Source organism: Streptomyces sp. NPDC000134 (assembly GCF_042899225.1).
GTDB lineage: Bacteria > Actinomycetota > Actinomycetes > Streptomycetales > Streptomycetaceae > Streptomyces.
On the sequence record NZ_JBIAZN010000011.1, the window covers coordinates 251701 to 262955 of the forward strand.

Here is an 11255-nt window from a genome sequence, read left to right on the forward strand (position 1 = left end):
GCACCTCATTCGAAAGGAGGATGCCGATGGCTGACGAGACGATCGGCATCGTCGGCGCCGGCATCGTGGGCCTGGCCACGGGCCGTGAGATCGCGCTCAGGCGCCCCGGCACCCGCGTCGTGGTGTTCGAGAAGGAGCAGCAGGTCTCGCTCCACCAGACCGGCCACAACTCGGGCGTGGTCCACGCCGGCCTCTACTACACCCCCGGCAGCCTCAAGGCGAACCTGACCGTACGCGGGGTGGCACTGCTGCGCGAGTACTGCCAGGACCGCGGACTGCCCTACCGGGAGACCGGCAAGCTCGTGATGGCGGTCCGGCAGGAAGAGCTGGGCCGCATGGAGAACCTGTACGAGCGGGCGAAGAACAACCACGTGCCCGATCTGCGCAGGGTCTCCAAGGACGAGATCAAGGAGCTGGAGCCCCATGCCGGCGGCATCGCCGCCCTGCACTCCCCGCGCACCGCGATCACCGACTATCCGGCGATCGCACGGGCGTTCGCCAAGGACATCGCCGACTCCGGCGGCGAGGTGAGGCTCGGTTTCCCCGTCACCGGCATCACCGGCGTGCCCGGCGGCATCGAGGTCGCCTCCGGCCGGCCCGCAGAGCCCCCGGCCGAAGGACAGGGGAGGGTGAAGGTGAACCGGCTGATCCTGTGCGCCGGCCTCCAGTCCGACTCGGTCGCGAGGCTGGCCCAGGACACGCGGGAGCCCAGGATCGTCCCGTTCCGCGGTGAGTACATGCTGCTCAAGCCGGACCGCACCCACCTCGTGCGCGGCCTGATCTACCCGGTGCCGGACCCGCGTTACCCGTTTCTCGGCGTGCACTTCACCCCGCGCGTCGACGGCACGGTCGAGGTGGGTCCCAACGCGGTCCTGGCCCTGGCCAGGGAGGGCTACAAGCTCACCGAGGTCTCCCCGAAGGACCTGCTCGGCCTCGCCGCCTACCCGGGTTCCTGGAGGATGGCGGCCCGGCACTGGCGCACCGGCGTCAAGGAGTACCGGGGCTCGCTGTCCACCCGGGCCTTCATGCGTGACGCCGCCCGCTACGTCCCGGGTGTCGGCGCCCGGGACGTGGTGCGCGGCGGAGCCGGGGTCCGCGCCCAGGCCCTGGACCGGGACGGCACCCTGGTGGACGACTTCCGCATCCACCAGGTCGGCCGGCTCACCGCCGTGCGCAATGCTCCCTCGCCGGCCGCCACGGCCTCCATGGCGATCGCCGAGCACATCGTCGACGCCGTTTTCGGCGACGCGTGACGCCACCTGAAAGTCCCCCGCGTACCGCGCTGTTCCGCGCAACAACAGCTTGCATCCCGGGCTCTCGGCAGGGCCCCGCGGCCCGCCTAGCGTTCCTTCCGCAGCAGCCCACCACCCCTCGGAGAAAGCGAGTCACGCCATGTTCGTCGTCGACACCCAGATCCACATCTGGAAGGAAGAGACCCCGGACCGCCCCTGGGTCCCGGGCGCCCGGGAGCGCATCCGCCTCAACGGCCACCGTGAGGACCCCTTCTCCTACGAAGAGGCCCTGGAGCTCATGGACGAGGCCGGCGTGAACCGGGCGCTGATCCTCCCGCCGTCCTGGGAGGGCAACCGTATCGACTACGCCCTGGAGGCGTGCGAGGCCCACCCGGACCGCTTCGGCATCATGGCCCGCGTCCCGCAGGACGACGAGGCCGAGGGCACCGCGATGCTGAAGGACTTCGCCCAGAACCCGCACATCAAGGGCACCCGCCTCACCTTCCACCGGCCGCAGGACCGCAACTGGATGATCGACGGCACCAACGACTGGTACTGGCCGATCGCCGAGGAACTCGGCATCCCCACCATGGTCCACGCCCCGATCTGGAAGCGTGAACTCGGCGAGATCGCCGCCAGGCACCCGGGCCTGAGCATCATCATCGACCACATGGGCATCATGGCCCGCTGCGTCGACGACGCCATCGGCTACTGGGTGTCGGAGACCGCCGGCCTCCACGTCCACCCGAACATCTACGTGAAGGTCTCGGCGCTGCCCGGCTACTCCACGCACCCCTTCCCGAACAGCAACATCCAGAAGTACGTGCGCGAGATGGTCGACAAGATGGGGCCGCGGCGCTGCTTCTACGGCACCGACATCACGCGCCTGCTCGGGCACGGCATCACGTACACCGACACCATCGAGCAGTTCACCAAGCACTGGGACTTCACGCCCGAGGAGCTTGAGTGGATCATGGGCCGGGGCATCTCCGAGGTCCTCGACTGGCCGTACGAGGGCTGAGGAAGCACACGAGATGACGGACAGCGCGAACAAGCCGGGCGCCGACGGCGGTGATGCCTTCGTATCCGCCTTCGACGCCGTCGGCGCCGACTACCTGTTCTGCTCCTCGGGGTCCGAATGGGCCCCGGTGTGGGAGTCCCTGGCCCGGCGGCACCGCGACGGTGACACGGCGCCGAAGTACCTCGACCTCACGCACGAGACGGTGGCGGTCGGCATGGCCACCGGCTACGGCCTGCTCACCCGCCGCCCGCAGGGCGTACTCCTGCACGCCGCCCCCGGCCTGCTCCAGGGCTCGATGGCGGTGCACGGCGCCCTCCTCGCGGGCGTACCGATGGTTGTCGCCTCCTCGGAGTCGACCACGTACGGCGACGGCCCCGGCCCCGACCCGGGCGGCCAGTGGTACCGCAACCTGTCCATCGTCGGCGGCCCGCACCACGTGGCCCAGCCGTTCACCAAGTGGGCCACCGCGGCCGGCGACGTCTCCACCCTCCCCACCATGATCACGCGGGCGGCGGAACTGTCGTGGCGGGCCCCGGCGGGCCCCGCCTACCTCAATATCCCGCTGGAGATCCTGCTGGAGGACTGGGACGGCCGCGAGGCCAAGCCCGTCGTACCGCCGGGCTCCACGCACTCCTCACCCGAGGAGGTCGACCCGGTCGCGACGATGATCCGCGAGGCGAAGAACCCCGTGATCGTCACCGAGACCGCCGGCCGTGAAGCCGGGGGTTTCGAGGCGCTGACCGCCTTCGCCGAGGCGTGGAGCATCCCGGTCGTGGAGCCCGACTCGGCGGTGTGCGGCAACTTCCCGCGCACCCACCCGCTGCACGCCGGCAGCGACATCGGGCCGTGGATGGACGAGGCGGACCTGATCCTCCTGGTCAACTGCCGCGCCCCGTTCTACCCGCCGAGCCGCAGACCGTCGAAGGCGAAGATCGTCGTCATCGACCAGGTGCCGCAGCGCCCGCACATCGTCTACCAGGTGCTCTTCGCGGACGTCTACCTGGAGGGCAACGTCGCCCACACACTGCGGCAGCTCGCCAAGCGGGCCGAGGACCTGGACGAGGAGGCGGTGGCCGTACGGCGCGCGGCACAGGCAGAACGCCACGCCGCCGAACAGGGGGCGATCGCCGCCGCCGAGGCGAAGGCCGAGCGGTCCGAAGGAGTGGACCCCGTCCTTGTCGCCGCCACCCTGCGCCGCCTGCTGGCCGGCCGGGACGGCATCGTCGTCGACGAGACGATCACCCACAGCCGCATCGTCAAGCGCCACCTCAAGACCTCCGGACCCGACTCGTACTTCTACGTCCAGGGCGGTCTCGGCCAGGGCATCGCGGTCGCGCTCGGCGTCAGGCTCGCCGCGCCCGGACGCCCGGTGGTGCTCACCGTCGGCGACGGCGCGTTCGCCTACAACCCGGTGATCCCGTCGTACGACGCGGCCAGGAGCTATGACCTGCCGGTGCTGATCGTGGTCTTCAACAACCGCGTCTACAAGTCGATGAACCTCAACCACCGCCGCTTCTACCCCGAGGGCGCGGCGGCCGGGACCGGGGAGTGGCTCGGCACCGACCTGCGCCGCCTGCCCCGGCTCGCGGCCTTCGCCGAACCGTTCGGCATGCACACCGAGACCGTCGACACCACCGACGCCCTCGCGCCCGCCCTGGAGCGCGCGCTGAAGGCCGTGGCGGACGGCACCACCGCCGTCGTCGACGTCCTCGTCACCCGCTGACCCAGGAGACTCCCGCCCCATGACCGACACTCCGAGCCCCACGCCGGGCAAGGTCCGCGTCCCCGCCGAGGACCTGCGTGCCTTCGCCACCGCCCTCCTGGAGAAGGGCGGCCTGAGCCCCGAGCACGCCCGCACCACCGCCGACGTGTTCGTCTGGGCGGCCCGGCGCGGCGTCGAATCGCACGGCCTCGCCCGCGTCCCCGCCTATCTGGACCTGCTCGCCAAGGGCGTGGCCAACGCCCGGCCCGACCTGAGGATCGACTCGGCCACGTCGGCCACCGCCGTCCTCGACGCCGACCGCGCCCCCGGCCCGGTCGCCCTCAGCATCGCCGCCGAGGAGGCCGTCGAGCGCGCCCGGGTGAACGGCATCGCCTCGGTCGGCGTATGCCGCACCGTCCACACCGGCGCCATCGGCTACTACGTCTCCAAGATCGCCGAACAGGGTCTGGTCGGGCTCGGCTTCGTCGCCGGCATGCCCAACATGGCCTACACCGGCGCCAAGGGCGCGGCCGTGGCCACCAGCCCCCTGGCCATCGCCGTCCCCGCCGCCGACCACGCCCCGCTGCTGCTGGACATGGCGACGGCCACCATCGCCCTCGGCAAGATCCGCCAGGCCAGGTCCAACGGCACGCCCTTGCCGCCCGGCGCCGCCGCCACCGAGGACGGCACCCCCACCGCCGACCCGGAGAAGGCGGTCATGCCGCTGCCCCTGGGCGGCGCCAAGGGCTCCGGCATGTCCCTGGCCTTCGAACTGCTCACCAGCGTCCTGGTCGGCGCGCCGATCTTCTCGGCGTTCCACTCCGACGATCCGGCCGGCCGCGAGCACCGCCAGAACGCCCTGCTCATCGCCGTCGACCCGGCCGCCTTCGGTGACCCGGCCGCCTTCACCGCGGCCGTGGACGCCACCCTGGGCACCCTCAAAGGACTGCCCGTGGCGGACGGCGCCGACGGGGTGTACTACCCCGGCGAGCGCAGCGCGGCCGTGGCGGCGGAGCGGGGCGAGCACGGGGTGCCGGTGGCACCGAAGGTCTGGCGCGACCTCACGGACCGCGCCGGGAGACTGGGCGTCACACCGCCCGGCGCCGGGTAGTCCGGGCGACGAGCGCCGTCGGGTCCGCGACGGTGCCCGTCACCTCCCGCCGCCGGGAGACGGCGGGAGGTGACGGGCACCGGTGAACGGCGGCGTCAGCGCGCGAGCCGGAGACGGGTGACGGTGTCCTCGGTCGCGGTGGCGCCGGACTTGTCGACCAGGGCCTACCTGGCGTGGTTGCTGCGCGGCGAGCGCCGGGGCTCGCGGCTGTGACGGGGAGGCCGACCGCCGGGGGACGGTTCGAAGGCCGCCCCGTGAGCAGGACTCACACGCGCCCTTCCGCGCCGAGCCCCCGGGCGCGGCGCGGTCGGCCGGCGCAGGGGAACGGCGGCGGCCCGGTCCGGGGCACGCCGGGGACGTGCGGGTCCGCGCGGCCCTGGACACCGCCGGTATGTGCCCTGGCTCCGCCCTGCCGGCCGTCGCCGGCGTGACCGACGCGGAAGAAGCCGTCCTGGGCGGCCGTCCCGTCGACCGGCCCCGTGGCCGATGCCGGATGCCGGCTCATGGTCTGCCGGAAGCCCAGAGAATGTCTGCGTTATTGCTAGGCATATTGTTGACAATCCTATACCGTGCGTCTCGCCTTGACCTCAAGGCATCGGTGAAGCACTTGGTGCTCGACGAGGGGAGACCCATGCAGAGGCACTCTGCGTCTTTCGGACGTGACGCGTCGACTCATCCGGCCGGTGCGCGGGCAGGCCGCCCCGCGGCCCGCGGCCGCCTCCTGAGAGGCATGGCGCTCGCGGGTTCCCTCGCGCTCGCGGTGGCCGCGGTGCCGACCTCCGTCGCGGCGGCGGCTCCCACCACCGGCCGCGTCCATGCGGCGGACCCCCAGGACGCCGCGCTGGACTTCGACTCCGCCGCGTACACGACGATCACCGTCACGGTGGACGGCCGGCCGATGAACGTGCGCTGGTACAAGGAGATCTGCTACGTGGCCGATCCGGTCGCCGCGGCGGCTCAGCAGCCCGGCGGCCCGAGCGGCGGCACCACCACGGTCCCCGACACCGCCTGCGGCTACCAGAGCATGAACGTGTTCGTCCCCGAGAGCGCCTTCGGCGACCAGCGGACGCCGATCTACTTCGCGGTCAACAACAGCGGCTGGAAGGCCAGTCATATACGGGCGAGCGTCACCGCCGGCACCTCCTACAGCAGCTCGACGAGCACCGCCGGCGCCGCCCTGAAGGCGGGTTACGTCTTCGTCGACGTCGCCAACCGCAGCCGCGGACTGGTCGGCGCCGACGGCTCGGCCCCCGGCAAGGCCCCCGCGGCGGTGGTCGACGCCAAGGCCGCCGTGCGCTACCTGCGCCTCAACGACGCCGCGATGCCCGGCAGCGCGGAGCGGATCGTCGTCAACGGCACCAGCGGCGGCGGCGCACTGGTGTCGATCCTGGGCGCCTCCGGCAACAGCGCGGAGTACACCCCCTACCTCGCCGCGATCGGAGCCGCCGGCATCGACGTCCGGGGCCGCAGCACCCTGCGTGACGACGTCTTCGCCGCCAACGCGTACTGCCCGATCACCGACCTCGGCAACGCCGACATCGCCTACGAGTGGCTCTACAACGTCCTCGCCACCCGCGACACCACCGGCTCGAACCCCTCGCCCGAGGGCGCCACCGCGATCGCGGCGCAGTTCGCGGCGTACGAGAAGAGCCTCGGGCTGCGCAACCCCGACGGCTCCCGGCTCACCGCCGCCACCATGCTCGACACCATCGAGAAGGAGGTCGTCCGCTCCGCCGAGACCTACCTGAAGGCCGACCCCGCCCACACCATCCCGCCGCTGGGCGGCACCTTCGAGATCACCTCCGGCGCCCCCGGAACCACACCCACCACCAAGTCGTACGTCAACGACTGGATCGACGCCGACACCGCCACCGGCACGGTGCGCTCCGTCGACATGGCGAAGTACCTCGCCTTCGTCGCCACCCAGGCCGAGCTCAAGACGACCCCCGCGTTCGACGCGGTGGGCGTCCACGGCAACACCACCAGCGGCACCGAGACCGACCTCTTCGGCCCGCCGACCCGGAAATACCTGAACTACACCGAGTACGGCTGGAACCACAACGACGTCGCCGGCGACGGCAGCGGCATCGACGACACCGGGCTGACCTGGAAGCAGTACACCGCGAAGAAGAGCACCACCGTCGACGACCAGATCCACCTGATCGACCCGATGGACTTCATCGGCACCAGCGCCGACACCGCACCGAACTGGTACGTCCGCCACGGCACCCGCGACCGCGACACCGCGTTCACCGTCTCGGTCAACCTCGACCGGGCACTCGCCGCCGACCCGCAGGTCAGGAGCTTGAACTACCAGCTCGCCTGGAACCAGCCGCACGCCGGCAACTACGACGTCCCCGAGGCCATGGCCTGGATCGCCGAGGTCGTCCGCTCGGCCGGGGACCCGCTCGCCACCCGGAACAAGTGATGACAGGCCACCGGCTACGTGCTCGTGGATGAACTCGGCGCCGCTCCGAACGGACGCCAGTCGCGGGTGCGCGCGCTCACAGGTCCATGGACGCGAACGGCCTTCGCAGGGTCCGTCTGTACGATGCTCGGGCGTCCTGTCTCACGTGAAGACGACGGAGAAGTGGTACGTCAAGCCGGTCCGGAGCCGGGGGAGTCGACGTAGTCGGTGACAGCCGCGTGACAGGGCTTGTGGCAGCGCTGTGTGATGACGGGGCTCCGCCGGGAGTCCGGCGGAGCCTCGTCATGACTGGTCCAGAGCATCGGGTGGCATCCGATGCGGGCATCGTCGTACCAGAGCCGTCGGCGAAGTGACCTGGCCCCTTCGGGGCGGACGGCCGGCGTCTGCTTCCCCTCATGGTCCCGCAGGCCGTTCGGCCGGTTTCGACAGGGGGGACTTCTCGATTCCGGTGATCATCCATCGCCCCTTCTCTTTGACCAGGTCGACACTGCGGTGCTGGGTGTAGGGCACGTTCGTGGTGAACCCGCCCTTCTTGAGGTATCCGGGGTCGCCTGCGGTGAACTCGATGACGGTGTCCATCTCGACCTTGGCGGTGGTCCGGTCCCGGTACACGGTCGACCGGTACCAGGCGGTGTTCTTCTGCCGGGTGGCCAGCTTGTTCGTGACGAAGAAGGCCGTCGAGCGGGAGGCGTAGTCCTCAGCTCCGAGCCGTTCCGCGAAGGCGGGGGTGTAGAAGCCGAACTCGTTGCGCACGCTTGCGGTGACCGAGCGGAAGTCCCGGTTGTCGGTGACGGCGGAGTGCAGCGCGACCGCCTTGCGTACGGCGGTGACATCCGGATCGTCGTCGGGCAGTGTCCTGATCGTTTTCCCGCCGCTGTCGATGAGGGACCACAGGGACGTTGCGGCCGCCCCCGTCGGCGGTCCGCTGTCCGGGGCGGGGGAGGAGGCGGCTCGGGCGGCGGGGGTTTGCTTCGCCGGGGGTGCGGAGTCGCAGCCAGTGAGCAGCAGGACCAGGGTGGCCGGCAGAGAGGCGAGGGCGACGGTGCGGGGCAGGCGCATGGCGGACGAAGGACTCCTGGGACTGGGGGCCGGGGACGCGCCCCTGCCGGGAAGGCCGGGAAGGCCGGGAAGGCCGGGGCGCGCCGGAGCGGTCGGGGAATACTCAGGACGCCGGTTCGCGGGTCCACTGGCTGCTCCAGTACGTGCTGGGCACGGCACCGTACTGTACGAGCCCGGTGGAGTTCTCGGTGTGCATGTACTGGCCCGTCTGGCGGTTGCGGAACCGGATGCGGCCGTCGACGGTCTCCTCGGCCCACTGGCTGCTCCAGTACGTCGTGGGCACAGCCCCGTACTGGACGTTGCCGGTCGCGCCTTCCGTGTGCATGTACTCGCCGGTCGCGCGGTTCTTGTAGCGGTAGCGGCCGTCGTAGGCCTCACGGGCCCATTGGGAGGTGAGGTCCGTGGAGGGGACGCTGCCGTACTGCACGTTCCCGGTCCGGCTCTGGATGTGCATGTACTGGCCGGTCTGGCGGTTCTTGAAGCGTTCGTAGGAGGTGGGGTAGCCGCCGTTCTTCTTCCACACGCGCAGGTAGTCGACGCTCCACGTCTTCGGCCAGACGTCGTTGTGCTGTCCGGAGCCGGCGTCGGTGTAGAGGCCGAGGATCATGCCCATCGGCATGTTCGGCGCGTCGTTGATGGTCTTGTAGAGCTGGTTGTCGTAGTAGAACTTCAGCTCGGTCGGGGTCCACTCCATGCCGTAGACGTGGTACTCCTGCGTCGGCTGCCCGCTCGGCACCGGGCTCTCCGACAGCGACCAGGACCCCAGGAACTCAGGATCGCCCCAGCCGTACGCGGCGATGCGCCAGGTGTCGGGCTTGCTGAAGAACGTCTCGATGAAGTCGATCTCGGAGTTGGCCGAGGTGCTGGTGGTGTCCCGGGTGCCGACCAGCCAGAGGGCCTGGTGGCCGCCGCCGCCGACGTTCGACATGCGGGCCCGGGTCTCGAAGTAGCCGTACTGGGTGCTGTACCCGTTGAAGTCCGGCTCGTGGTGGTCGTTCGGCATCGCCGAGTTGAACCGGTGCCACCAGTCCTTGTTGTACGTCTGGATGCTCGAGATCTTGACCGTGCCGTCGTACTTGGAGTTCCAGGCGGGGGTGTCGGGGTCGAGGCGCTCGGTCAGCACGCCGTTCGAGAGCGTGTAACGGGCCTTGGCGTTCTCCCGGGTGGATGTCCAGTGGGGGAGGTAGTACGGCAGCCACTTGTTCGTGTCGAGCGTGGTGCCGTCGAACTCCTCCTGGAAGTCGAGGGTGTAGCCCTCCTTGGTCGTGGGATTGCCGGGGAAGTCGGCCGCCTGCGCGGTCTGCGCACCGGTCGCCGAACCGAGCAGACAGAGCCCGGCGGTCAGTACACCGGCGAGGGCGGCGCGGAGAGGACGCTGACTCACCATGTCTCCTTCATGAGAGGAACTAACGAAGGAAACTTTCCTTCGTTAAGTCCTCCGCAATGTGCCCGCACGTGCTCGTCGTGTCAACCGTTCGGGCGGTCGGATCAGTCGCTCATGAGCTGTTCCGTCATGGCGGGCATGCGCTCTCTCACGAGGTCCCGGGCGGCCTCGACGGCGCCGACGGTCACCGCGTCCTCGGTCAGGGCGGTCAGTGCGACAGGGGGCACCTCGTAACAGATCTCCTCCAGTCGGCGCTCGATCGGTTCGAGGAGGGCGGTCCCCTGGGCGGCCAGACCGCCGCCCAGGACGATCAGCCGGGGGTCGACGGCCAGCACCATCGCTCCGATGCCGTCCGCGAGGGTCCGTGCGTACGCGCTCGCCGCGGCCTGTGCGTCGGGGTCGCCGTGCAGCGCGCGGGTCAGGGTCAGTGTCCCGGCCTCGTCGTGCGGGTCGGGCCGCGAACTGGATGCCGCGGCGAGACGGGTCGGCGCCTCCTCCCAGCCGAGTCCCGGATGGCGGCCGATCTCGCCGGCCGCCCCGCTCTGTCCGGTGAACGGCAGGCCGCCGACCAGGACGCCCACGCCGAGCCGCCGGTCCATCTGTACGTACAGCAGGTCGGACGTGCCGCGCGCCGCGCCGATGCGGTGCTCCGCCAGGGCCGCCAGGTTGGTGTCCTTAACGGTCGTCACCGGACAGCCGAGGCGCGTGCTCAGCTCCTGTCCGAGCCGCACACCGGCCCATCCCGGGATGGCCGCGCTCACCCGTACGACGCCGGAGGAGTCGATGATCCCCGGTGTGCCCGCGGTCAGCGCCCACAGCGGGACCTTCCGTTCCGCGACCCGCTCGCCGACCACGGCCGCGGCGGCGTCGAGGCGCTCCGTGGGGCCGGCATCGGCGGGCAGGGGCCGGTGGCCGCGGGCCACCGGCTCGCCGCTCAGGTCGGTCAGCCGGACCCAGACGCCCTCGGTGTCGAACCGAACCCCTGCCAGTACCCCCGCGCTGTGGTCGAAGGCGTAGCGCTGGGCCGGGCGCCCTCCGGTGCGCGCCGCCGCCTGGCCGGCCGGCGCGAGCAGCCCCGTGTCCAGCAGGGCGGTGACGATGCCCCGCACGGTCGGCCGGGACAGTCCGGTGACCCGGGCGAGCGCGTTGACGGTCAGCGGGCCGCCGTCGTAGAGGATGCGCAGGAGCCTGCTGGTGTTCAGATGCCGCAGCGCGCTCTGGTCGCCACCCGGCAGAACCCTGATGTCGTTCATCGCTCCCCCTGGGCGCTGTTGTGACCTGCGCCACTTCGAAAGAATGTTTCTTTTATAACTAGCGA

The 11255-nt window shown here is 70.9% G+C and carries 8 protein-coding genes; 5 read left to right on the forward strand and 3 right to left on the reverse strand.

The annotated features are described in order from the left end of the window. Nucleotides 1-26: 26 nt before the first annotated feature. The 5 genes from lhgO to ACFY32_RS18900 all read left to right on the forward strand — a co-directional run bounded on the left by lhgO (nt 27) and on the right by ACFY32_RS18900 (nt 7494). Nucleotides 27-1253 (forward strand): L-2-hydroxyglutarate oxidase, encoded by a 1227-nt coding sequence (gene lhgO, locus ACFY32_RS18880; RefSeq protein WP_390674761.1) that lies wholly within the window; start codon nt 27-29, stop codon nt 1251-1253. Between the two features lie 139 nt (nt 1254-1392). Further along, the gene (locus tag ACFY32_RS18885; protein ID WP_359201016.1) at nt 1393-2253 is read left to right on the forward strand and encodes an amidohydrolase family protein; all 861 of its coding nucleotides are present in this window, start codon (nt 1393-1395) and stop codon (nt 2251-2253) included. A gap of 13 nt (nt 2254-2266) precedes the next feature. Continuing rightward, nucleotides 2267-3976, forward strand: a complete 1710-nt coding sequence (locus ACFY32_RS18890) for a thiamine pyrophosphate-dependent enzyme (RefSeq protein ID WP_359201018.1) — start codon at nt 2267-2269, stop codon at nt 3974-3976. A 19-nt stretch (nt 3977-3995) separates the two neighbouring features. After that, nucleotides 3996-5066, forward strand: coding sequence for an Ldh family oxidoreductase (locus tag ACFY32_RS18895; protein WP_390674762.1), 1071 nt, complete (start codon nt 3996-3998; stop codon nt 5064-5066). 730 nt (nt 5067-5796) lie between these two features. Further along, the gene (locus tag ACFY32_RS18900; RefSeq protein ID WP_390674763.1) at nt 5797-7494 is read left to right on the forward strand and encodes a subtype B tannase; all 1698 of its coding nucleotides are present in this window, start codon (nt 5797-5799) and stop codon (nt 7492-7494) included. Nucleotides 7495-7887: 393 nt separating this feature from the next. On the opposite strand, the gene ACFY32_RS18905 is transcribed toward ACFY32_RS18900, so the two are convergent. The 3 genes from ACFY32_RS18905 to ACFY32_RS18915 form a co-directional block, all read right to left on the reverse strand. Next, a complete protein-coding gene (locus tag ACFY32_RS18905) occupies nt 7888-8553 on the reverse strand; it encodes a hypothetical protein (protein ID WP_390674764.1) in 666 nt (221 codons plus the stop codon). A 103-nt stretch (nt 8554-8656) separates the two neighbouring features. After that, nucleotides 8657-9937 carry a family 16 glycosylhydrolase gene (locus ACFY32_RS18910; RefSeq protein ID WP_390674765.1) on the reverse strand — a complete coding sequence of 427 codons (1281 nt, stop codon included), beginning with the start codon at nt 9935-9937 and terminating at the stop codon, nt 8657-8659. A gap of 104 nt (nt 9938-10041) precedes the next feature. Continuing rightward, nucleotides 10042-11190, reverse strand: coding sequence for an ROK family protein (locus tag ACFY32_RS18915; protein ID WP_390674766.1), 1149 nt, complete (start codon nt 11188-11190; stop codon nt 10042-10044). Between the last annotated feature and the right edge of the window lie 65 nt (nt 11191-11255).